Source organism: Lachnoclostridium sp. (assembly GCF_031997925.1).
Lineage (GTDB): Bacteria > Bacillota > Clostridia > Lachnospirales > Lachnospiraceae > Lachnoclostridium.
The window spans coordinates 50289-75093 of the sequence record NZ_DAMADT010000001.1 but is presented as its reverse complement, the minus strand read 5'-3'; the positions used below and the strand labels follow the sequence as shown (position 1 = coordinate 75093).

17 protein-coding genes are annotated in these 24805 nt (G+C 36.3%); 5 read left to right on the top strand and 12 right to left on the bottom strand.

What is annotated here, in order from left to right; all coding sequences use genetic code 11:
• Position 1 precedes the first annotated feature (1 nt).
• The 8 genes from RTP52_RS00310 to RTP52_RS00275 form a co-directional block, all read right to left on the bottom strand.
• Positions 2-778: an ABC transporter ATP-binding protein gene (locus RTP52_RS00310; protein ID WP_312101854.1), complete on the bottom strand. Its 777-nt coding sequence runs from the start codon at positions 776-778 to the stop codon at positions 2-4.
• A 46-nt stretch (positions 779-824) separates the two neighbouring features.
• Positions 825-1874 (bottom strand): peptidylprolyl isomerase, encoded by a 1050-nt coding sequence (locus tag RTP52_RS00305; protein ID WP_312101856.1) that lies wholly within the window; start codon positions 1872-1874, stop codon positions 825-827.
• Positions 1875-2081: 207 nt separating this feature from the next.
• Positions 2082-5621, bottom strand: coding sequence for a transcription-repair coupling factor (gene mfd, locus RTP52_RS00300; protein WP_312368509.1), 3540 nt, complete (start codon positions 5619-5621; stop codon positions 2082-2084).
• Positions 5622-5677: 56 nt separating this feature from the next.
• The gene (gene pth, locus RTP52_RS00295; protein ID WP_312101859.1) at positions 5678-6253 is read right to left on the bottom strand and encodes an aminoacyl-tRNA hydrolase; all 576 of its coding nucleotides are present in this window, start codon (positions 6251-6253) and stop codon (positions 5678-5680) included.
• 482 nt (positions 6254-6735) lie between these two features.
• Positions 6736-7773, bottom strand: a complete 1038-nt coding sequence (locus tag RTP52_RS00290) for a polysaccharide deacetylase family protein (protein WP_312368507.1) — start codon at positions 7771-7773, stop codon at positions 6736-6738.
• Between the two features lie 672 nt (positions 7774-8445).
• A complete protein-coding gene (spoVG, locus tag RTP52_RS00285) occupies positions 8446-8727 on the bottom strand; it encodes a septation regulator SpoVG (protein WP_312102019.1) in 282 nt (93 codons plus the stop codon).
• Between the two features lie 53 nt (positions 8728-8780).
• Positions 8781-9902 carry a glucose-1-phosphate adenylyltransferase subunit GlgD gene (gene glgD / locus RTP52_RS00280; protein ID WP_312102017.1) on the bottom strand — a complete coding sequence of 374 codons (1122 nt, stop codon included), beginning with the start codon at positions 9900-9902 and terminating at the stop codon, positions 8781-8783.
• A complete protein-coding gene (locus RTP52_RS00275; protein WP_312102014.1) occupies positions 9899-11173 on the bottom strand; it encodes a glucose-1-phosphate adenylyltransferase in 1275 nt (424 codons plus the stop codon). The genes glgD and RTP52_RS00275 overlap by 4 nt, the downstream gene beginning before the upstream one ends.
• 590 nt (positions 11174-11763) lie before the next feature.
• Between RTP52_RS00275 and murC the strand changes: the two genes are divergently transcribed.
• The 4 genes from murC to RTP52_RS00255 all read left to right on the top strand — a co-directional run bounded on the left by murC (position 11764) and on the right by RTP52_RS00255 (position 17307).
• A complete protein-coding gene (murC, locus tag RTP52_RS00270) occupies positions 11764-13173 on the top strand; it encodes a UDP-N-acetylmuramate--L-alanine ligase (RefSeq protein WP_312102012.1) in 1410 nt (469 codons plus the stop codon).
• Between the two features lie 445 nt (positions 13174-13618).
• Positions 13619-14731, top strand: a complete 1113-nt coding sequence (locus tag RTP52_RS00265) for a DnaD domain-containing protein (protein ID WP_312368504.1) — start codon at positions 13619-13621, stop codon at positions 14729-14731.
• 153 nt (positions 14732-14884) lie between these two features.
• Positions 14885-15889 carry an ATP-binding protein gene (locus RTP52_RS00260; protein WP_312102005.1) on the top strand — a complete coding sequence of 335 codons (1005 nt, stop codon included), beginning with the start codon at positions 14885-14887 and terminating at the stop codon, positions 15887-15889.
• 248 nt (positions 15890-16137) lie between these two features.
• Complete coding sequence (locus tag RTP52_RS00255) at positions 16138-17307, top strand: ribose-phosphate pyrophosphokinase (protein WP_312368502.1); 1170 nt, start codon at positions 16138-16140, stop codon at positions 17305-17307.
• A gap of 154 nt (positions 17308-17461) precedes the next feature.
• Here RTP52_RS00255 and RTP52_RS00250 read toward each other — a convergent pair whose 3' ends face one another.
• Both RTP52_RS00250 and RTP52_RS00245 read right to left on the bottom strand, forming a co-directional pair.
• Positions 17462-19591, bottom strand: a complete 2130-nt coding sequence (locus tag RTP52_RS00250; RefSeq protein ID WP_312102000.1) for an ATP-binding protein — start codon at positions 19589-19591, stop codon at positions 17462-17464.
• Positions 19592-19599: 8 nt separating this feature from the next.
• The gene (locus RTP52_RS00245; protein WP_312101998.1) at positions 19600-20685 is read right to left on the bottom strand and encodes a metallophosphoesterase family protein; all 1086 of its coding nucleotides are present in this window, start codon (positions 20683-20685) and stop codon (positions 19600-19602) included.
• 190 nt (positions 20686-20875) lie between these two features.
• Between RTP52_RS00245 and RTP52_RS00240 the strand changes: the two genes are divergently transcribed.
• Complete coding sequence (locus RTP52_RS00240; protein ID WP_312101996.1) at positions 20876-21958, top strand: HD-GYP domain-containing protein; 1083 nt, start codon at positions 20876-20878, stop codon at positions 21956-21958.
• Between the two features lie 446 nt (positions 21959-22404).
• Here RTP52_RS00240 and RTP52_RS00235 read toward each other — a convergent pair whose 3' ends face one another.
• Together RTP52_RS00235 and RTP52_RS00230 are read right to left on the bottom strand one after the other, a co-directional pair.
• The gene (locus tag RTP52_RS00235) at positions 22405-23316 is read right to left on the bottom strand and encodes a riboflavin kinase (protein WP_312101994.1); all 912 of its coding nucleotides are present in this window, start codon (positions 23314-23316) and stop codon (positions 22405-22407) included.
• 64 nt (positions 23317-23380) lie between these two features.
• The gene (locus RTP52_RS00230) at positions 23381-24745 is read right to left on the bottom strand and encodes an APC family permease (protein ID WP_312101992.1); all 1365 of its coding nucleotides are present in this window, start codon (positions 24743-24745) and stop codon (positions 23381-23383) included.
• Between the last annotated feature and the right edge of the window lie 60 nt (positions 24746-24805).

Below are 24805 nucleotides of genomic sequence, written 5' to 3'. Positions count from 1 at the left end.
CTTATGCTTCCTCCTTATTATAGGTTTTAAATAGTTGAAAGAAAGCATCTTCTAAATCATTTGTCTTAGTCTCTTTAAGAATCTCCGATAAAGTACCCTCCATTACCTTTCTTCCTTGAATGATAATTCCAATTCTATCACAAAGTTTTTCTGCTTCACTCATGATATGGGTCGAAATAATGATAAGTTTTCCCTCTTTTTTAAGCTCCTTTAAATAATCTGTTACACTCCTTGCAGTTACGATATCAAGGCCAGTCGTAGGCTCATCAAAGATTATTATCTTAGGATCATGAGCTAAAGATACCGCGATCGCAGCTTTTTGTTTCATGCCCGTAGACAGCTCTTCAATTTTTTTGTCTTGGAAAGGAGTGATTCCAAAGTAATGGAATAACTTTTCTCTTCTCTCTATCGATTCCCTCTCTGGCACTCCATGAAGATTAGCAAAGAAATGGAACATATACTTTGCAGAGAATTGCGGGTCTAATTTTATTTCATTCGTTAGAAAACTAATGGATTCCCTAACCTTCTTCGATTGCGTTATTGTATCAAAGCCATTCACCTTAATAAAACCTTTCGTTGGCTTTAACAGGGTTGCTACACAACGAAGTGTTGTCGTTTTCCCTGCGCCGTTTGGACCTAACAATCCATAAATCTCCCCTGGCTTTGCTGTTAAACTAACATCATCCACTGCACATTTTAAACTCTCTTTTGTTTTTAACTGCCTCATTTGCCGTTTCGTTAGTTTATAAATTTTGGTCAAATGATTGATTTCTATCATACTCCCACCCCCCTTACTTTTCTCCTAATTCCTTTGGTGAAAGATTTTATTTCACTAATTCACCTGTAATATCAATGGAGTTCCAGATTTCTTTGTTTAGCTTAACTTCCTTCTCCTCCTGCCATTTGCTGTACTCTACATCAAATGCTTCCTCTTGACGCGCAATGATAATATCTTCTTTTTTACTATCTGTAGCGTTACGATCTAATAAGGAAACACAACGAAAGATAAAGTAGCCATCTTCTGTATCTATGACATCACTGATTTCCCCTTCGTCTAAGGCAAATGCAACCTTCTCTAGCTCTTCCTTCATATCGCCCTTTCCAACTGTAATTTCAACTTCATTTTCATCGTCGGAATTTGCCGCTGCAAAATCGTGAAAGTTCTTTGCATCAAGTGCTTCTTCTCTTAATTTATAAGCATGGTCTTTTGCTTCTTCTAATTGTTCCTTTGTGTATTCAATTCGATTTCCATTTGCATCGTATCCGTACTTGCCAACAAGGATATATTGAAACACCGATTGTCTTGCTAATTCGTCAGATACTTCTGTATCCACATTTAAGGTTAGACTTTCATATATTTTATTAGCAAGCATATTGTCTCTATAAATCTTATTCACAACCTCTTTATTCACATCATAATAATCCAATGCTTCCTGTGAAAAATTACTAATAAAGTCCGCGGTAAATTCATCCGCATCCAATAACTCATCTTCTGATAACGTTATCCCTAATTCCTCTGCCTTAGAGCAAACAAGCATTAAGTATTCTATCTCTTCATATACTGAATCTTTTAATAATTGCTCATAGGTGGTACCATCCTTATCAACAACTAGACTCCATACATCTTTGCCATATAAGTCTTCAATCTCTTCTTTTCTAGATTGAAAATATAATACCGCTTCTTCATAACTAACCGTAAGATTATTCACAGTAAGAACTGTTTTCCCTTGCTTTTCCTGCGCAGGCATTTCAGGAACTACCGTTATCCCATCTTCATTCGTTACATCATTACCTTTATTTTTACTGCATGCCCACAAGGAAGTCGCTAAAGTTATCGCTAATACTATCGTGCCTATTCTCTTTATCTTTCTCATCTTATCCTCCATTCCTACGCATGCTTTTTGCGCATTTAAAGCTTGTTTCACTTACCCCAAGGTATCTCTATTTATAATCTTTGAAATCATGCCTGCTCAGTAGACATACCGCCAAAGGCGGTACAAACAATGAATGAGACCCGGAAGATTTAGAATTTCTTAGGCGGCGTCTTTTGGCGCCTTAGAAATTCTCTTCACACTTCACACTTATACAAGGATTTGAAACTCTAATAAAAGATTTTTTACACTCTCAAAAACTGCTAATGTGTCTATCGTTCCAACCTTAGGATTTTTAATTACATTAGCCATATGATAGGTAAAAAACGGTGTAGCACCAGGAGTCATCTTTAAATTGTTACCAAGTTTTAGAAGAAGCTCTGGTATCATCTCAACTTTAATCTTAGCCTTCGGGTACATCGTTAACTTAATCTCCGTACCTTTTTGGACCAGATTACCAACATACACCTGGTGAGCCATTGACTTAAGTAATGCGATATTTAGAAGATTATTTACAGAGGTTGGAATGTCTCCAAAGCGATCAAGCATCTCTTCTTGCATATCCATAAACTCTTCTTCATTCTCTATTCCAGCGATACGCTTATACATATCAAGTTTTTGCATCTCATTTTTAATATAAGTAGATGGAATAAAGGCATCCATATCCATGTCAATGCTTGTATCAAAGGAATCCTCATCACTAATCTCTCCCTTTAATCCTTTCACAGCATCGTTTAGCATCTTACAATATAAATCATATCCGACAGCTTCCATATGACCACTTTGCTGAGCACCTAAAAGATTACCAGCTCCACGAATTTCAAGGTCTCGCATCGCAATCTTAAATCCCGATCCGAGTTCTGTAAATTCTTTAATTGCCTGCAAACGCTTCTCTGCAACTTCCTTTAATAACTTATCTCTTTTATACATAAGGAAAGCATAAGAAGTACGGTTGGAACGTCCAACACGTCCACGTAACTGATATAACTGGGATAATCCTAATTGATCCGCATTATCAATAATCATGGTATTTACATTGGATATGTCAAGACCAGTCTCAATAATTGTGGTTGAGACCAATACATCGATTTCACCATTTATAAACTCAAACATAATCTTTTCCAGCTGATGTTCGTGCATCTGCCCGTGGGCAAATGCCACATTAGCGTCTGGAACAAGCCTTGCTATTGTATTTGTAATCTCATCCAGGCCATTCACGCGGTTGTGCACATAATATACTTGACCACCTCTTGCTAATTCTCGGTTAATTGCCTCTCTTATGATTTCATCATTATGCTCTAGCACAAAGGTCTGTATCGGTAAACGGTCAACCGGCGGCTCTTCCAAAACGCTCATATCTCTGATTCCAACTAAGCTCATATGAAGAGTTCTTGGAATTGGAGTAGCAGTAAGGGTAAGAACATCGATATCGCCTTTCATCTGTTTGATCTTCTCTTTATGAGTAACACCAAAACGCTGCTCCTCATCAATAATTAAAAGCCCCAAATTTTTGTACTGAACATCTTTTGATAAAACTCTATGAGTTCCAATTAAGATATCAAGCTGTCCCTTTTTTAATCGCTCTAACGTTTTCTTCTGCTGAGCCGGTGTTTTAAAACGGCATAACATATCAACGCTAATTGGGAAATTCATCATTCTCTGGCTAAATGTATTATAGTGCTGTTGCGCTAAGATCGTAGTTGGTACTAAGAATACAACTTGTTTTCCATCCGAAACCGCTTTAAATGCTGCACGAATTGCTATTTCTGTCTTTCCGTAGCCAACGTCACCACAAACCAAGCGATCCATAATTCTTTTACTTTCCATATCCCTTTTCGTATCATCAATCGCTCTTAACTGATCGTCTGTTTCTTCATATGGAAACATCTCTTCGAATTCCTTTTGCCAAACCGTATCCTCACAAAAAGTATGACCTGCCTTCGCCTGCCTTGTCGCATAGAGCTCTACTAGCTCTTTGGCAATCTCTTTTACTGCTCCCTTTACTTTGGCTTTTGTATTCTTCCACTCTACAGAGTTTAATTTGTTCAGTTTTGGCTTTCTTGCATCTGCTCCGGCATACTTTTGAATAACGTCTAACCCAGTTGCTAGGATGTAGAGGACTCCACCGCCGCCATACTCTAATTTAATATAATCTTTGCTAACTTTATCAACTTCGATTTTTTCGATACCACGATAAATTCCTAACCCATGATTTTCGTGTACGACATAATCACCTATATTTAAATCAGTAAAGCTTTGAATCTGCTTGCCTTCATAACTTGGCTTTTTCTTTCTCTTCTTTTTTTCAGCACCAAAGATATCGCTTTCTGAGATAATTACAAGCTTAATTAGCGGATACTCAAATCCACGGTGAACACTGCCATGCATAACCACAATCTCACCCTTTACTGGTATTCTATCAACATCCTCACTATAAATAGCAGGTAATTCATTATCTCTTAAATCCTGCGCAAGTCTTGCTGCCCTGGTTCTGGATCCAGAGAGCAAGATCACACGATAACCGTTTTTCTTCCAGTTTTGTAAATCTTTTATTAGAATCTCAAAATTATTATTATATGGATTAACACTTTTAACGGTGATATCAACTTTCTTTTTTGCAGCAAGTTGCATTACCTTATGATCCATCGTACTAATTAATATACTGTTTCTTCGACTTAGGTTTGCTAACAGCTCCTTATAGTCATAGATAACATCCATTTGGCTTGGCAAAATGTATCCTTTTTCAATACGTCCCACCATACTTTCTGAAAACTCGGTAAATACAGCCTCACCTTTCTCTGCCAGACGATTTGGTTCATCTGCAAAAATAATTGAACTATCATTGGCAAAGTAATCAAAGAAAGAACAGGTTTTATCATAAAAGAAACGAATATAGCTATCTAGATTTAAAGAACCTTGTAAGCATTCAAGATTTTCCTTAAACTCCTGTACAATCTGTTGAATTCTCGCAGCTTCCTCGGTCTTTAGCTCTCCTCTTAACTTAGCAACATACTCTTTTTGTTCTTCATTTAACCTATGAAGTCCCTTTTTAAGCGCCTCAGGTTCTAAAATTATCTCAGAAGCCGGATAGATAACTGCTGCACTAACTCTTTCAATAGAACGTTGGCTTCCAACATCAAAGGTACGAATAGAGTCTATCTCATCACCCCATAACTCGATACGATAAGGAGCTTCCTCTGTTAATGGATAGATATCTATAATACCTCCACGAATGGCAAACTCGCCTGGATTTTCCACTTGTCCCTGACGTTCATATCCAAGGTGGATTAGCTTTTCACTTAAGGATTCAAATTCAATTGTGGAATCTTCTTTAATACAGATGATTTTATCCGAAAGATACTCCAGTGGTAATAACTTATCCATACCTCCATCAATTGTTGCCACTACCGTCATAGGTTTTCGCTCTAAAAGATTCTTTAGAATTTTCATACGTTCCCTGACTATAGCATTCCCATGAATGTCCGCACTGTAAAAAATAATATCCTTAGCAGGATATAAATACACATTGCGATCATAAAGCTTCAAATCTTCATAGATTTCTTTGGCTTTTATATCATTATAAGTAATCACAAGCTTGCATACAATCCCTTCGGAGAGAGCATGTATCAGATGACATTTCTGCGAATCGATACATCCTGTTATTAAAAGTGGATATTGATTTTTTTGAATGCTTTGCTCAATTACTTGAAATTCCCGATATTCCTGCAAGGGTGCAGTAAATGTCTTCATGTTATACCTCATTTCCGCGCTGCTTTTAGCGTTATTTCCTTTATGCATTATTTCCTTTATGCGTTTGTCTCTTTTTTATTATAAAGATTCATTGCTACTTGTGCACCGTCTCTAATGATAGTCTCACACGCTTTCGAAACTTTTTCTAATGCTTCTCTTATTGCAGGCTCTTCTTCTTTTGGAAAGCGTGCCAATACATAATCTGCTAAATCCCAGTTTTTTGGTTTATCACCAACACCAATTTTAATACGATAAAATTCGTCGGATCCTAAATGCGCAATAATATTCTTAATTCCATTATGGCCTCCAGCACTTCCTTTTGTTCGTATCCGAAGCTGTCCTACATCCAAACTAATGTCATCATAGATTACAATAATCTCATCCTTTGTAACTTTATAAAAATCAATTAAATCCCTGACACTTTCCCCACTTAAATTCATATACGTTTGCGGTTTTGCCAAGATTACTTTTTCTCCACCAATCATTCCCTTCCCGCAGATTGCTTTATGCTTTTTTGTATCAAGTGAAATATTATTATCATCTGCTAATCGTGTTATGGCATCAAATCCTATGTTATGTCTTGTTGCCTCATATTCTCTTGTTGGATTTCCTAAACCTATAATTATATACATGTTATCCCTCATTTCTTTTTGTAAAATTAAAAATATAATCTATCATAAACTTTCTTATCGTGTACTATTTTTCAATACAAGATGAATTAGTAAGCCACTTTACTTGCTATGAACAAGAAGAACTACATTCACGGACTTCTCCCTTGTCATGTATAATTGTTTCAAACACAGTATACCGCACATATCCTTCCCTAGGGTTTTATGGGTAAGGAATACCTGCGGTTTCTTAACTTAGTTACCTATTTTTTTCTTTCATCTTATATTTGTTCTCTTCTATTATTATAATTTACTCGAAATCTTATTACAACAAAATCTTTATGACTTTTTCAGAACAAAGTGACTTCGCAAAAGTTTTAATATATTGGCAACTTCCCATATATTAAAAAGGATAAGCCAATTGTTTTAGTGAAACAAATTGTTCTACTAAAATCTTTGACTTATCCTTATATTACTCATAGTATTATAGCTGCAACTGTTAAATATTATTTTGCATTATAATAAATTTTACCTGCTTCTAACTCTATTCCCTTGGCTTTAAACATTTCTTCAACGGTTACAACTTGATATCCCTGCTCAATCAGCCATGGAACTACTAATTCAATTGCATCTGCAGTTGAAGGATATAAATCATGCATAAGAATAATGGCACCGTCACTTACACTTTTCTTAACCTCTTCAAATACTGCATTCTTATCTCTTGATTTCCAGTCTAATGTATCTACGCACCATGCAATCATAGGTACTTTGACATACTGAGAAACTTTTTCACTTTTTGCTCCATATGGAGGACGAAGGAAAGCGTTTCCTACATCTGCCACTTCATTAATTAACTCGTTGGAATAGTCCACTTCGTGTTCAATACCTTTTTTATCAAGCTTTGTCAAATCCTTATGGCTGTAGGAATGATTTCCGATTTGATTTCCTGCATCATGAACCATTTTTGCTGTTTCACCATACGTATCCATTCGATTTCCCATTACAAAAAAGGTAGCTCTTGCATCGTTTTTTTCTAATGTTTCTAGGATTTTCTTTGTTACTGGTGGATAAGGACCATCATCAAATGTTAGCGCAACCATTGGTTTTTCTGGATCAATTACACGATCAGAATCACCAATAGATGCACTAGAGTCACCATTATCCTCAGGTGGTGTTGTCTCTCCTGGATTCGTAGACCCTTCATTTTCTCCCACGCCAGGTGTTATACTTGGAGTACCAACCTGCCCAGTTCCATCATCTCCTGCCTCATTACCACTTCCCTCTGGTGAAACTGTAGGGGTAATCGTAACTTCTGGCGTTGGTGTACCGGTATGTATATCACCGGAGGAATCTTGATCCGTTGACCCATTTGGCTCTCCATTATTGCCAATGGTACCTTCCGCATTCACTTCCGTGCTATCTCCATTACCAAACCACTTACTACTTTGTGTAATTATTACAATCGTTGCTGTAATAGCAAGTACAATCCAAGATATTTGTAATGCATACAATAATTTTCTATTTCTTCTTCTACGACGTCTCACAATATTTACCTTCCTAATCCATAGTTAACAGTTATCTGTTGTTTCCTCCACTCTTATGCCAATTACTGTAACATCTTTGTAAGCGTCAAAAGGATGTTTCTTTGTCTAATTAGAACATTGGTAAATCCTGTAAATCCACTATGCTTATAATGTCTTTCATAGCTAGTTTAATTTTGTTAGGGATCTACTACCTACATTACTTTATACACTTTCGTATTTTTCGTTACTACATACATAATTACTAGGGGAATTGTCACACCTACTTTTGCGTGATTTTAATCTTTTGTATGTTCCTTGAGGGACAAGTGCTCACCTCATTTAATGCCCTCTACGAGAACCTTTTGCAAGCTTTCATGCCTTTTTTATTCCAATTGGTACCTAAAAGGCACAAAAAATTTTTCTATAAAAAACTCCCTCTTTATATATAGAGTACCCTATTCTCCAAAAAGTTTCAATAAGTTTTCATTCCCAAAGTTTTTTTTATTTACAACCGTTCAGCCTTCTGAATCAAAGCGGATATTCGCAATCCGCTTACGCTACTTGCTCATAACCTCATTGCCACTACGTGGCGGGTAATCCTAAAAATATAGCTGCCATTTTCTTTGGCAGCTGTATTTTTGGGACATATGTAACTTTTTTAAACAGTTTAATTTAGCTCCTTAGCTAGTTAATCTATTCTGCCTCTTCTATATTACCTTCCAAGGCAGCGAGTTCGTATTTTTCTAGTATAATACTCTGAATCTTATCTCTTGTGGTAGAGTTGATCGGATGTGCGATGTCCCGATACTCCCCATCTCCAGCTTTTCGACTAGGCATTGCAATGAAGAGCCCCTTCTCTCCTTCAATTACCTTAATGTCATGTACTACAAATTCATTGTCTAAGGTAATTGAAACTACTGCCTTCATCTTACCATCCTTACTAACCCTACGTACTCTTACATCCGTGATCTGCATACAGCATCCCCCTTTAGCACTCATTCTTTTGTCAGTTGACCAGAAATGACTTCCTATAATACATAACGGTCATTTTTTTCAATGACAATCTTAACATTTCCTTCTTCTCCGATATGAGTCGTGTTCGACTGAATCGTATCACGACTCTCAACAATACAATTCTCAATGTAAGTATTGTCACCAATATGTACATCATTAAGAACTATGGAGTTCTTTATGGTGCAGTTGTTTCCTACATATACCTTTTTAAATAGCACGGAATTTTCCACCACGCCATTGATAATACATCCGCTGGAAACTAAGCTATTCTTAACTACCGACGAAGCGTTATATTTAGCTGGTGGTAGGTCATCAATCTTAGAATACACATCCGGATACCGTTTAAAAAAGTAGTCCCTTATGTCTATATTTAAGAAATCCATATTGGTCTTGTAATAGGAATCGGCACAAGCAATATTGCTCCAATAGCTGTCAATCTCATAGGAGTAAATCCTCTTCAGACTCTTATACCTTATTAAGATATCTGAAACAAAGTCATGACGTTCTTCTAGTGCCGCTTTTTCAATTAGTTCTATTAGCTGCCTTCTACGAATAACATATACGCCAATAGATACGAGAGAGGATACTGGAATCAATGGTTTTTCCTCAAATTCAACAATTCGGTTATCCTCATCGATCTGGATGCACCCAAATCGATTGTTCTGATCCTCACTTGGTAGCCTCTTTGTTACTACTGTAATATCCGCCTTCTTAGCGATGTGGTACTCTAACACTTTATTGTAATCCAATTTATAGATTCCATCTCCAGAAGCGATTACAACATATGGTTCATGGCTATTTTTTAAAAAGTTTAAATTCTGGTATATCGCATCTGCTGTACCACGATACCAAAACCCATTATCTACTGTTATTGTCGGAGTAAATAAAAATAATCCTCCTTGCTTTCTACCAAAATCCCACCATTTTGACGAACTTAAATGTTCATTCAACGATCTTGAGTTATACTGTGTTAAAACTGCAACTTTTTGTACATGTGAATTTGACATATTACTTAAGGTAAAATCGATGCTTCGGTAACTCCCAGCAATTGGCATCGCTGCTATCGCTCTTTTGTTTGATAGCTCTCTCATCCTTTTACTGTTTCCGCCAGCTAGTACAATTCCTATTGCCCTCATACCATGCCACCTGCCTTAATTAAGCATTGTCCACTAAAAAGAGACCCCTCTTTGTAGTCTTCCTTATAAGTTTTACCAGAGATTGCTGTATTTTTACCAATCGTTATACCTTCCGGTATCACGCTTTCTTCTCCAATCGTTACTAAACCATCACAATAGATGTTTGGATATAAAACGTTTGGTATCTCTTCAAATGCACCAAGCTCACAGTCTGCTCCGATGACACAGTTCTCTGCAATTATCGCTTTATTCACTTTCGTGTTTCTTCCAATTACTGTTGATTTCATAATAATTGAATCTCGGACAATTGCACCTACTTCAATAAAAACGCCAGGACCGATGACAGAATTGTATACCTCTCCATAAATTTCTGCACCTTCGCCAATAATACAACGCTCTACCACCGCTTGTCCTGCAATGTACTGTGGTGGTATTACATCACTCTTCGTGTAGATTTTCCAAAACTCTTCATAGAGATTAAATTCTGGAACAAGATCTATTAGTTCCATATTAGATTCCCAGTAAGAGGTTAAGGTGCCAACATCCTTCCAATAACCGTTATATTCATAAGCAAATACACGATTACCACGTTCATGACAATACGGGATAATATGTTTCCCAAAGTCACACCCTTTTTGTTCTGATAAATTAATGAGAGCCTCTTTTAGTATCTCCCAGTTAAATATGTAGATTCCCATCGAAGCCAGATTACTTCTTGGCTTCGCTGGCTTTTCTTCAAATTCACGAATCCGATTGTCTTCGTCTGTTATAACCACACCAAATCGTGATGCTTCCTCCATCGGAACTGGTATGGTCGCAAGTGTGATATCCGCATTCTTATTCTTGTGAAATTCCAACATGACCTCATAATCCATCTTATAGATATGATCACCGCCAAGAATAAGAACATATTCTGGATTGTAATACTCCATGTATTTTAGGTTCTGATAAATCGCGTTAGCAGTACCAGTATACCATTCTGCATTTGTACTTTTCTCATAAGGTGGTAATATAGATACCCCACCAATGTTACGATCCAAATCCCACGGGATACCAATCCCGATATGCGTATTCAAACGTAGAGGTTGATATTGTGTTAATACACCTACCGTATCTACTCCAGAATTAATGCAATTGCTTAGTGGGAAATCAATAATACGATACTTACCGCCAAATGTGACTGCCGGCTTTGCAATATTCGAGGTAAGCACTCCCAAACGTGAGCCTTGTCCACCAGCTAATAGCATTGCGATCATTTCTTTTTTAATCATGCCACCACCTCTTGCTGTTTTATATTTCCATTATAACATTTTATTACCAAGTTGTGAATATATTTACTAGTTTTTTTCTTTGATTTTATTAATTAATGTTTAAATTATCAAATCATCTATTTTTCTACAATTTTCATAGCTATTCTAGCCTATTTTTTACGAAATAATCGCGATATTTTTATCATTTTAGCAAAACAATTTAACAAATTTCATATTGTATCCTTAATACTCCTTGTCCATTAACGTAATACTCTGCCCCTTATTGTCATATTATATAACAAACTCTTCCAATTTCCTATCTAACTTTAATATTCTAATGCAATTTCTCTTAATAGGTCTCTACCTATATTTGCTATTTTCCAGGGAACGATTGTAATTTCATACAAATCGGTTATAATAGCAAGTAAATACAGTGATTGCACTTTCCTGTGATTTCTGTATGAAAATTCTCATGCAAAGGTAAAATAGGCCTCGTACTAGAGACACCGTTTTCTTAATTATAGCATAAGTATTATATCAGGAATTATTGTTTCCTGCATTAGAGCGGTCTTTCTCATTCCGCTTTTTATAAAGACTGGAGGACATTCTATATGTATCACATTGACTTTACCAAACCGATTCACGTACACTTTATCGGTATCGGAGGCATTAGTATGAGCGGCCTTGCTGAGCTACTACATACCAAAGGTTTTACTGTTAGCGGGTCAGACGCAAAGGATAGCAAAATTGTGGATCGATTAAGACATTTAGGCATTACCATTTTTATTGGACAGAAGGCAGAAAATATCACAGATAATATCGACCTTGTAGTATATACTGCTGCAGTAAAATCTGATAATATAGAATACCAAGCTGTTCAAAAACATAACATACCGATGCTAGATCGTGCTGACTTCTTAGGTCAGGTAATGCTACAATATAAAAATGCCATCGGTGTTTCCGGTACTCATGGAAAGACAACCACAACTTCAATGGTTTCTTTAATGATGCTAGAAGGGAATTTTGATCCAACCATATCGGTTGGTGGTATTCTTGATAATATTGAAGGTAATATTCGTATTGGTCATTCCGAAAATTTTATTGTTGAATCCTGTGAATATAAAAATAGCTTCTTAAGTTTTAATCCTGCACATGCTATTATTCTTAATATAGAGGCAGAGCATTTAGACTTCTTTAAAGATATTGAAGACATTAGAAATTCTTTTCATACCTTCGCAAAAAAACTTCCTGACTATGGAAACTTAGTAATCTGGGGTGGAATTGACCGATATGAGGAACTAACAAAAGACCTCTCTTGTAACGTTATTACTTATGGTATGTTTTCCTCAGAAAAAGAGCTTGAGCAAAATAAAGATCGTTATGATTATGCTGCCTGCAATGTTACCAGCGATGATTTTGGTCTTCGCAGCTACGACTTATATAAGCATGGTAAGTTTGTAGATGGTATTAAGCTGGGTGTCATTGGTGATCACAATGTATTAAACTCTTTGGCAGCGATATCTCTTGTGGATGCCCTTGGCGGTTCTATGTCTGCAATTAAAAAGGCACTTTTAGCTTATAAGGGAACCGAACGACGCTTTGAGCGTAAGGGTGTACTAAATGGAATTACAATCGTAGATGATTATGCCCACCATCCTTCAGAGATTAAAGCAACCTTAACTGCTGCAGCATCCTATCCTCATAAAGATATTTGGTGTGTCTTCCAACCGCACACTTACACACGAACAAAATCCTTTTTTAATGATTTCACAACATCGCTTGCCCTAGCTGATAAAATAGTCCTTGCTGATATCTATGCCGCTAGGGAAGAGAATCCAGGTGATATTTCATCGAAGGATATTCAGAACGAACTACTTAAGATAGGGAAAGAAGCTTACTATATATCAGATTTTTCAGAGATAAAAAAATTTTTATTAGAACATTGTACCAACGGTGACTTGTTGATAACCATGGGCGCCGGAGACGTTGTATCTATTGGAGAATCTCTACTTCAGAAATAGTTATCCACATTATCCACAACCTTATCAACATTTATTATCCGATAGGGTTGTGGATTTTTCTCTTATTTCTTAAAATTCTACAAGAAACGACCCATTTCGTAAAAACCCTTTGTTTAAGCCACTTTTTTAATCATGTCCCATTTTTCCCTAAAATTCATCCACTACTTTATCCACATTATCCACATAATTCACATTTTATCTGATTCCCTTCACCTTCCAAAAAGACCTATTTCATTCTTAATTTTTGTATGCTATAATGTGCATGCAACAAGGGTAGACCAATATAGAAACCTCAAAAAATCCCTGAACTATTTACACTAATACATAAAACAGGGGAATATAAGTTGAACTAAGTTCTTTATACTAAAGTTCAACTTATATAGTAGGTTGAAGAAATTCACTTCAACCCAGAAGGTTTTTATTTCATATAGCTTGGAGGCAAATTATGAGTAAAATTTCTTTCTTTTCAACTACAGATGCAGGAAGCACTGTAATTTCCAATAAATTTTTAGATGAATACATGCCACGTGCCAATGGTACTTTCGTGAAGATATACCTTTATCTGCTTCGTTGTTTTCAGGATCCTTCCTTAGAGACTTCTCTTTCTTACTTAGCTGAAAAATTAGATGAGACCGAAAAAGATATCGAACGTGCAATTCGTTATTGGGAAAAGGAACAATTGCTCATTATAACCAGAGCAACGAATCGTCAAATAACTGCTATAACATTTACTTTTCCATCCAACGATAATTTAAATACAGAGGAAAATTTACCTTCTATCACACAAGAGGTGATGGAACAGACAGCAGTAACAAAGGCGGTGGCGAAAGAGCCGGATAGCCCAAAAACAACAACCATTCATAAACCAAACTACTCTGAGGCACAGATCAAAGTGCTTACTGAGATGGAAGAAGTAAAGTGGATCATGAATACAGTAGAACGTTTGTTAGAACGTTTATTAAAACCAACTGATGTTCAATTAATCCTGTTTTTATATGAAAGCGTTGGATTTTCTGCTGAATTAATTTTTTATCTCTATGAGTACTGTGTATCCAAAAATAAAAGGAGCGCAAGCTATATAGAGACTGTGGCGATTTCCTGGGCAGAAGAAGGAATTGACTCTGTCGAAAAAGCCGAGGCTGCTACACTTTCTTATAACAATAACTATAATTCCATTAACAAGGCATTCGGTTTAAATAGAGCTCCTGGAACTATTGAGAAAAAGTTTATGCATCGTTGGTTCCATGAGTTTTGTTTTGATATTAATATTATAGAGGAAGCATGTAATCGTACCATGTTAGCAACAGGGAAACCAGACTTTAAATATGCTGATAAAATTCTTGAGAACTGGTATAAAAAAGGAGTTACCTGCGACGCTGATATCGTAAAATTGGATGAAGCACATGCAAAACAATCTGCTATTTCAGCAGCGAATAAACAAGCTGCTACCGCAAAACAACCTACTGCAAACAACCGATTTAATGCATTCCCGCAAAGAAAGTACTCCGAAGAGGATTTTCTCTCAATGGAGCAACGTCTTTTAAATAATCGTTCCTAACGAAATAATACAACTCACATAAGAAAGTTGATAATTTTCTTATGTGAGTTGTATAAATAAAAAGAAAATTCACTGGAAAATTTATGCTTAACCAAACGGTGATTTTATACTGCTGCCCAAATTCATGGATTGGTGACAGAATGGAGGATTTTAATGGCACTGAAAAACTATCAGTACAATACCATCTTAAGAGAATACGATAATCGAAGGCTTCAAAATCAGTATGAACTGAAAAAAAGAAAAGAAGAGGTTTATGCAAAGATACCGGAGCTTACGATGATTGATGAAGAAATCATTAATGGTTCCATTCAAAGTGCCAAACTCTCTCTATCAGGTGATGAGACCGCACTAGGCCATTTGAAGGAGCGAAACGAAGCGCTTTCTTTTAAGAAGCAAGAACTCCTTAAAAAAGCAGGTTATCCAAATCATTATCTAACATTATGGTATACCTGTCCGGATTGTATGGACACCGGTTATATTGAAAATGAAAAATGTCACTGCTTTAAACAAGCGATTGTTGACATTCTCTATCATCAGTCAAACGTCAGAGATTCCGTTCAATTTGAAAACTTTTCAACCTTCTCCTATGATTACTACGCAGATGATTATTATGATGAAACAACAAAGCTAACACCTCATGAAAATATTAAAAGAGTCGTAACAGAAACTAAGAAATTCATAAATCAATTTGATACAAGCTATCAAAACCTTTTGATTTACGGTAATACCGGTGTTGGGAAAACTTTTCTAACAAATTGTATCGCAAAGGAATTGATGGATCATGCTCATACAGTGATTTATCTTACCTCCTTTCAGCTTTTTGAAATCCTAGAAAAATATAAATTTAATTCTGCGGAGGACATGGATGACATAAGAAATCAATTTGATTATATTCTTGATTGCGACTTACTTATTATTGATGACATCGGTACCGAGATGAATAACACCTTCATCAATTCCCAGCTCTACCAATGCATCAATGAAAGACACCTAAGACAAAAATCAACCGTAATCTCTACGAATTTGTCCTTTGAGCAATTAAAAACCAATTATAGTGAGCGAATTTTTTCACGAATCTCAAGTAACTATTTATTGTTAAAAATTGTAGGAGATGACATTCGTTTGCAGAAACTTCTAAAGAAACACTCGAAAAGTTGAGTTTAATCTTGACGAAACAAGAGGATAATAGTAATATAGCTTTCGGAAGTTAGTAGAATCGGAAATGATTTTGGCGAAATTCTCATAAAAAAAGCCAATTTTATAATTCTAGTTAAAATTATATAATTTTAATTAACAAGAGAAGATATCTAGTGAATCTCTTGCCATCAATTATAGTTTATACCCTTATAGGCGACGTGAGCAAACCCCAAATAGCTTATGTCTAGAACAATACTGGAGGAAAAACAATGTCACAAGATAATTTTAAAGAAACCCTACCTGTAGGAACTCTTGGTATCATTGCCTTGGAAAGCAGCAAGGCTCTTGGTCAGAAAGTAAATGATTATATTGTTGAATGGAGACAAAAACGCACCGGTGAGCATACAACAACAATGCAATTTGCTGGTTATCAAAGAGACTCCTACTTAATTAAGCATCAATGCCCACGTTTTGGATCTGGTGAAGCAAAAGGTGTCATTAAAGAATCCGTTCGTGGTGATGACTTATACTTACTTGTTGACGTTTGTAATTATAGCTTAACTTATTCCTTATGTGGTCATACCAACCATATGTCCCCAGACGATCACTATCAAGATTTAAAGAGAATTATTGCTGCTGTTGGTGGTAAGGCAAGAAGAATCACTGTTATTATGCCTTTCTTATATGAAAGCAGACAGCATAAGAGAAGTTCTCGTGAGTCCTTAGACTGTGCTTTAGCACTCCAAGAACTTACAAACATGGGTGTTGAAAGTATTATTACCTTCGATGCACATGATCCTCGTGTACAAAATGCGATTCCACTAAAGAGTTTTGAAACTGTAATGCCATCCTACCAGTTCATCAAGAATTTATTAAAGAACGTTCCTGATTTATTAGTGGATTCTAAACATATGATGGTAATCAGCCCAGACGAAGGTGCTATGGGACGTGCAGTTTACTTTGCAAACGTTCTTGGACTTGATATGGGTATGTTCTATAAACGTCGTGACTACACAACGATTGTAAACGGACGTAATCCAATCGTTGCCCATGAGTTCTTAGGAACGGACGTGGAAGGAAAAGACGTATTAATCTTAGATGATATGATTTCCTCAGGCGAAAGTATGTTAGATGTAGCAAGAGAATTAAAGAAGAGAAAAGCAAAACGTATCTTTGTATGTGCTACCTTTGGTTTATTTACAAATGGCCTTGATAAATTTGATGAAGCATACGAACAAGGACTTATTGATTTCGTAATGACTACAAACCTTGTTTATCAGACAGAGGAATTACTTAGCAGACCTTACTATATCAGTGCAGATATGAGTAAGTATGTTGCATTATTAATTGATGCATTGAATCACGATGCTTCGATTAGCGAATTCTTAAGCCCAACAGAACGTATTCAAAGCGTTCTTAATGAATATAAGAATAAATAATAAAAGTTTATGACAAGAAAAGTATGCTTCGCGAACTTTTCCTTGTCATAAACTAGGATGTTAATATAGGATGAGACAGTAATGTTTCATCGAACGAGAAGAAGGTAACTGATTTTTTCAGTTACCTTCTTCTCGTTTCAATAGTTAAGTAATCCTATGCATACTCGAGGGTACTCTTCCCTTCCTCATTTAAATCAACATAATGATAAGGAACCTTGCACTCCTCAAGCAATTCTTTTTCCCTACGATGGCAGGTAAAGATGATGACCTGCCGATTCGTTTCCTTAGCAAGCAATTTTAATGCTGCTTTGGTTCGTTCGTCATCATATAAAGCAAATGTGTCGTCTAAAAGAATTGGCATATTCTCCTCTGGAAAGAGTAGAGATGCGACCGATAGCCGAAGTGCCAGATAAATCTGATCCATTGTTCCTGCACTTAGTTTATCTAAGGAAACATATTGTCCACGGTGAAGGACAGATACGTTTAGCTTCTCATCTACTATGATTGAACTATACTCGTCTTGACTTATAGAAGATACAATTTCTGAAAGCATCTGATTTAATGTACTACCAAAACTATCATGGATATCAGTAGAAAGTTCTTTTAATGTTTGAATACTTAAGGTAATTGCCTCTATCTCCTCTAATAACCCTTTCCTTAATTCACATAACTCTTCCTGTTCCGTCTGCTTTTGTTCAAGTTCTACTTCACACTCTGCATTCGACTCTAATGTCCAGCGAATACGCTCCATCTGAGACCGAATATTTGTATATTCTTCTTCGTTGGAACTCATTTCATTGATAATTTCTTCTTTAAATTCCTCTATCTCCTGCCAAAGTTCCTGCATACATTCTTTCGATGCCTCGGGATTACCGAGAAAATGCTTCATATAGTCGATTATTTCATACTCTAACTCGTCTGCCTTTTCATGATACCTCTTTGCTTCAGCTTGATACTCTACCTTGCGTTCTAATGCTTGTTCCCGTTCCATTTCGTTTTTAAGAACATCGTTATATTTAATCATCAATTGACTTTCATTGCTAACACGATGGTTTAATAAAATATCATGTCTTCTGCTATGAAGAGAAAATATCTGTCGTTCACATTCTTTCTTGATATCCTCCAGCTTTTGTTTGTTTTTCTCTTCTTTTGTAGCTGTCATAATATATTTTGAAATTCCAGCTACCAAAAATGCAATACCAATAATGCAGCGCACAAGAATCGGCATAAAAGAAAACGGAATTGAGGAAATTGCTAAACCTAGAACAACGATAATCACACCGATTACACGCCCAGATGTACTACCCTGCTTTAGATGAGGCTCAATTTCTTGTCGTTTTTCTTTCAGTTCCTCTTCGAGTCCTTGCTTCTTTTGTCGTAATTCCCCGAGCTCTTTTAAATGATCTCCAATCGTATCACTGCTATCTAATTCACTTGCCTGTTTTTTTGTCTTCTCTCCTAATTTTTCCACTTTTTCCTCAGCATCTTTAGCCGATTGTTCCATCTCCAAAAAACGTTTAAACTTCTCAAGGACAGCAGGATAGTACGCAACCTTTTTCATTTTTTCTTGATTGGTACTGCGATTGTATTCTTTCTGTTTATTTTCTAAGTATTCTGATCTCTTTTTTAACTCAATAAGCTCTCCACTTAAACCGTCTAACTTTTTAAGAGTATCTTGTAATTCTTTTAACTCGCTGGTTAATGCCGCTAATCTATCGTCTGGAAGTTGCTTTTCTAATTTCTTTTTCTTTTCTAATAGATAGTTATTAGCACCATTCACATCAACCTCCTTGCTTTTTGACATAGAAAGGTTTGTAATATAGTTTTTTAATTCCTCTGCAAGTTCATATTCTGTTTTGGCTCTTAACTGCTCTATACTAATGGTATTTCTATAGATACTTTCCGTAAGACTTGGAATAATGGCACTTACTCCTAGCTCGGCATCGGTTAATTCTCTCCCAGTACTTTCTCGTATTATCTTAATACTTCTTTCTTTTTTATAAAAACTTCGGATAATACGATAATCCTCTCCATCTACCGTAAGTACCATGCTACCTTGATAAGCCCCTGGGGTATCCCATGGCTGGTATTTTACATAAAGGTCCTCTTTTCCTGCCCGTCCTCTAAGTCTTTCAATACCAAATAGCATACCTTTTACAAACGCATGAAGTGTTGATTTTCCTGCTTCATTTTTTCCGTATATCACATTAATCCCAGGTGTAAGTTCCATATTAACATTATGAAATTTACCAAAATGCCCAGGGTGTAATTCTTTAATAATCACCTAAGCTCCTACCTTTCCTTTGTATTAAGTAATGCTTCGATTCCATAATACAACGCCTTGTTAACTAGGCCATCCTTTGCATCACTTTCCCGAATACGACGGATATAGCTACCAATCAGATTATCTTTATTTTCCTCATATAAAGAGTCAAAATCATAATCAGGGAGGGTATGATTTAAGACCTCCGTTACGTAACCCAATCGATAAAAATCTTCGAAATCAAAAAGAATGGAGGGATCTGTTTTTCCAACAAGAATGAATTGATAAAAGTTTTGACTTCCATTTTCGCTTAATATATTCCTAGCAAAATCAACAATCCCAGTACTTAACATATCTGGCGTTACTTCTATTTCTTTTGTCATATATTCTCTAGATGCAATTGGAACAAAAGTTAAGGATAGATTTGATTCATAGCGCTCTTCCGTCTTTTCTTTCTCCTTCGTTATTTCACCATAATAATATCCATGCGGTAGCGGCTCTCCTTTGGATAGGGGTTCCAAAGAACCAACATATGCCATCCTCTCCGTAATTAATTGTGGCTTATGAAAATGGCCTAATGCAACATAATCAAAACCAGCCTCATCTACCTTTTTATAGTTTATTGGAATATTATTCTCATTCCCACCGTGTGCCAATAAAATATTAATACGCTCTTCTACCCCTGGTATCATAGCATCATACTTTGATTCAAAGATCTCTCTGCTTAGATAGCTTAATCCATAGACCTCCGTATTTATTCCCTCAAAATAAATACTATCCATTTCTCCGCCACTTAGCATAGTCACACAGTCACACCAATTAAAATTATGATAATTCGAGCGTGGACCGATATAATCATGGTTACCCGCGATCATTACCACTTTGGTATGCGTTAACTTTGAAAATATATAATTTACTTCCTTTAACTCTCGAAGCAATGGTTGCTTGTGAAATAAGTCTCCAGAAATTAATAATAAGTCAATTTTCTTCTCTTCACATTCTGTTACTACACGCCTAAAACTATCGTAGATTTCCTTCTCTCGATTTATATCCCATCCACGATCTGACTCAGGAGTAGCACCGAGATGGATATCTGCAACATGTATAAAATCCAAGATACTTCCACCTTTCTATCCTTGTTTAATTTCCTTTATTATAGCATACAATTTTTTAGCATGCCATATACGGTGCTAAAAAGTATATACTTCTATATAAAAACACAGAAAACTATTGTTTATTTTTAGTAGAGCATTTATAATTGTGGTAGATTTTGTATGATTAATTTTAGGGAGGTTCCTAACTTCTATGAACGTAGTAAATATTCCGGTAGCTCAAGTTGTGTCTGGAATGATTGTTGCGGAGGATGTGTATAATAGCGGGAACGAACGTATCCTTTCTCGCAATACGATGGTTACCACAAAAAGTATAACGAAACTAAAAATTCATGCAATTAAAGAGATTTTTGTTTACATACCAGATACTTTAGTGAAGAAACAGACCACCAAACCATCAGAACATATCACTGCTTTAAAAAATTCCGAAGAATTTAAAAAATTCAAAAAGTTTTATATGGATAGTATTCTAACTTTAAAAGATTCTTTTTTATCTCTAACTGGGACATCTTCTATACCATATGATGAACTTAAACTACTAGATTCGGTTGAACAGCTTTTAAAGGAATGCCGAAGTTCTTTAAGAACCTTTGATATGTTACAATGCATTCGTGATTTAGATGATCAAATCTATGTACATTCTCTTAATGTTGCGCTGATTTGCTTTTCCTTTGCTACCTGGTTAAATTTTAATGTACATGATGCAGAACAGCTCATGCTTGCTGGACTATTGCATGACATTGGTAAACTTAAACTCCCAAAGGATATTATTCAGAAGCCAACAGCGCTTAATAAAAAAGAACTTGAATATGTACATCAGCACCCAGGTATGGGATATGCTCTTGTGAAAGATAGGAAAATTGATCCACGTGTGAAAGAAGCTATTCTAATGCACCACGAGCGTTGCGATGGTAGTGGCTATCCGAATAAACTTTCCTCCAAAGACATTTCTCCTTTTGCCAAAATATTAGCGATTGCTGATGTATATGATGCAATGACTGCCAAACGTGTTTATCGTAAAGAAATTTGCCCTTTTGAGGTTGTTGAGAATTTTGAAAAAGAAGGATTCCAAAAATACGATGCTGCCTATCTCCTTCCTTTTCTTGAAGGACTGGCTCAGTGTTATATTAACGCATCCGTGCGCCTTAGTAATTCCATGGTTGGAGAAGTCGTAATGATTAATAAATCCAAACTATCCAGGCCTGTCGTAAAAGTAGATAACCATTTCATTGATTTATCCAAGCAAAAGGAACTTAAGATAGCTTCTATTCTTTAATGATGACACCACCCTATCTTTTAAGGTCTCTATCCAAGTGCGAAGTTGTTTAGACGAATACACTTCGCCTTGAAGAAACTGCAGAGCTCTTGTCAAAGCGGATATTTGCAATCCACTTACGCTACTTTAGCATAAAATAAAAAAGCATCCGCTTAACTATACCCTTAAGTTGTTTCTCACCGACAAAAGATTCAACAGCTTTTCCAATCTATACACGAAAACCAACAATGCTAATAAGATCGTAATTTTATTTATTTTTATACCTTAAATAAACAGAGTCAGAAAATATGACAGTACAATCATATTTTCTGACTCTGTTTTATACCAAAAAGAAGTTATGTTTAGAATTCCAATACAAACGGTGTGATCAAATTTGTCTACTTAACGTGGAGTTTACTATATTTTATAGAGAAAGATAAATTATAAAAACTATATTGCTACCTTTGTTATAGCAACGTTCCCAAATAGTCCTTTACCTGCGCCAAATCCTTTTGTACCTGATTCTGTACTTCGTCCAGATTATTGAATTTCTGTACTCCTCGAATATAAAAATGCACTTCCTTTTTCAGTTTCTTCCCATAGATATCCTTTGAAAAATCTAGCAAAAAGGTTTCAATTGTTATAATTGGTAGATCGTCGACAGATGGTCTCGTACCGATATTAGTCAGCCCCTGATATGTCTCATCCTCTATAATGGTCCTTGTAGCATATACACCGCTTGGAGGTTTCAGCTTGGTACCCGCAACGCCCAAATTAGCGGTTGGCATCCCGACTGTTCTTCCAAGTGCCTTTCCATGTACAACTTCCCCAATCATAATATAAGTATGTCCACACATCTGTGTGACCTCTTCAAACTTGCATTCCATAAAGCTCTTTCTTACAAGCTCCGATGTCAGTTCCTCTTCGCCATACTTTACCATCTTTACCACTGCTATATCTGCCCCTACCTCAGTGACTGCATCTGCCAGGATATTCATATCCTTATAGTGATCACCTGTGACAATCAATCTGGCACCCAGCTCTCCCAATATGATTTTTTTGATGAACTCCTCCGTTGATGATACCATATTTCCACTTGCTATAGCCTCATCCATATTGTAGGAAATCAAAATATCCAGTCCGGTTTTTTCTAGAAGATAGGCTTTCTCCTCTTCCGTTGTTAAAACACCCATTTCTATCTGCCTGCTAGGTGAATAACAGCTTACCGCAACTGTCGTCCTTCCATCCTTTTTGCCTCTCTTCACCAGCTCCTCAATTACTGCAAGATGTCCTTTATGTACTCCTTCAAAACTGCCAAATGCTACGTATGTATTCTGCATTTTTTTTATTATATTTAAATTTTCCATTGTAATAACCATACCCTCTCCGATCATTTTAATAAGAATAACCCACATGATCTCCAATCTGATTATCTATGTAATATTATGCTTTTTTTCTTGAGTAGAATTTATAAATAAGCAGTCCTAGCAAGTACCAACCTATTGTATACCCCCAGATTATCCATCCCCCGTTAATAATCTCCGGAATATAACAAACTATTATTATAATTAGAGCTATGATTGGGAGGGCATTTCCGCCCGGTGCTCTGAAATTTCCTTCAATGTATTTATTTTTCCTTCTGGCTACCACAAGGGATATACAATTGATACTAATGGTAATTGCTGCGAATAATGCACCAAGATTGACAATCTGCGCCGTAAATTTTGGGAAACAGGATACAACAGCACCTAATATGGCTACGGTAACAGTTGCAACAATAGGAGTTCCTGTTTTCCCGTTTTTGCCCATTACTTCTGGTAAAAGACCACCCTGTGCTGTAGCAGCAATTGCTCTCGATGTCAAAGCTATTACTACCAGCATTGTCGTAAGCAATGCGAGTACCGCTGAGATAGATATTACTTTAGAAATCCATGGATATGCATTCAATTTTGTAAAGCTTGCCGCATACAGTGGAATAAAACGCATTCCAGGATTTTCTGTGAGGAAGCCTGCTGTAATCAATCCTACCGTCGAAAGAATGATCAAAACGTATAAGGACACTACAATACTCATTGCGATAAATATGGATTTTGGTACATTTTTATTCGGATTCTTTACTTCAGATACCATAAAAGCAATCGCTACGATGGAACCATAGCCCACCATTGCTGTCGGTACCACGGAAAGAACCCCTGTGGAGCCTGCCGCTCCCTGTGAAAAAAACGGTGTCAGAAGAGAGCTATCCCAGCTTCCACCAAAAATACCCACTACGATAAAAATCAACATTGTTATAATCAATGCACCTACTAAAATATTGTTCAATGATCCGGCAACGGAGAACTTCAATATGTTCAATAAGAAACAAAAAGCAATTGCACCGATAGCCAGCGGAATCTGCATATTTGCAAATACCGGGAAACCAACACCTAAATAGGTCGCTACATAAATTGCAGCAAACGCAATTGCTACGATATTTGCATTAATATAACCCCAGGTTGAGATCCAACCCCATAACTTTCCTGATTTTTCAGTTTTCCCAAGTGCCTTTGAAGGAAACACGAACACTCCGCCGGATTTCGGGAATATTGTAGATAATTCAGCTACTACAAGACCATAGATCAACATAATCGCCGCTGCTATGACCCATGATATGATTGCTGATGGGCCTGCTAAATAAACAGTCAGACCTGAAAGCGAAAAAATGGCACTTCCTATCATACCTCCAGTTATCATTGTGACGCATGCCACTAAACCCAAAGAACCATTTTGATTATTGTTATCTGACATAAGCATTTTTTGGCATAACAAATAAACCCCTTTGTTAAGCCTTCTCCTTTCTGATTCACTCATCATGGATTAGGGCTATAC

What these genes read in the sequence shown, in the direction of transcription:
- RTP52_RS00255 (WP_312368502.1), top strand. Translation starts at nt 16,138, where the DNA reads ATGTCACAAGATAATTTTAAAGAAACCCTACCTGTAGGAACTCTTGGT.
- mfd (WP_312368509.1), bottom strand. Translation starts at nt 5,621, where the DNA reads ATGAAGACATTTACTGCACCCTTGCAGGAATATCGGGAATTTCAAGTA.
- RTP52_RS00305 (WP_312101856.1), bottom strand. Translation starts at nt 1,874, where the DNA reads ATGAGAAAGATAAAGAGAATAGGCACGATAGTATTAGCGATAACTTTA.
- murC (WP_312102012.1), top strand. Translation starts at nt 11,764, where the DNA reads ATGTATCACATTGACTTTACCAAACCGATTCACGTACACTTTATCGGT.
- RTP52_RS00240 (WP_312101996.1), top strand. Translation starts at nt 20,876, where the DNA reads ATGAACGTAGTAAATATTCCGGTAGCTCAAGTTGTGTCTGGAATGATT.
- RTP52_RS00275 (WP_312102014.1), bottom strand. Translation starts at nt 11,173, where the DNA reads ATGATTAAAAAAGAAATGATCGCAATGCTATTAGCTGGTGGACAAGGC.
- RTP52_RS00260 (WP_312102005.1), top strand. Translation starts at nt 14,885, where the DNA reads ATGGCACTGAAAAACTATCAGTACAATACCATCTTAAGAGAATACGAT.
- RTP52_RS00310 (WP_312101854.1), bottom strand. Translation starts at nt 778, where the DNA reads ATGATAGAAATCAATCATTTGACCAAAATTTATAAACTAACGAAACGG.
- glgD (WP_312102017.1), bottom strand. Translation starts at nt 9,902, where the DNA reads ATGAGGGCAATAGGAATTGTACTAGCTGGCGGAAACAGTAAAAGGATG.
- pth (WP_312101859.1), bottom strand. Translation starts at nt 6,253, where the DNA reads ATGTATATAATTATAGGTTTAGGAAATCCAACAAGAGAATATGAGGCA.
- RTP52_RS00235 (WP_312101994.1), bottom strand. Translation starts at nt 23,316, where the DNA reads ATGGTTATTACAATGGAAAATTTAAATATAATAAAAAAAATGCAGAAT.
- RTP52_RS00265 (WP_312368504.1), top strand. Translation starts at nt 13,619, where the DNA reads ATGAGTAAAATTTCTTTCTTTTCAACTACAGATGCAGGAAGCACTGTA.
- spoVG (WP_312102019.1), bottom strand. Translation starts at nt 8,727, where the DNA reads ATGCAGATCACGGATGTAAGAGTACGTAGGGTTAGTAAGGATGGTAAG.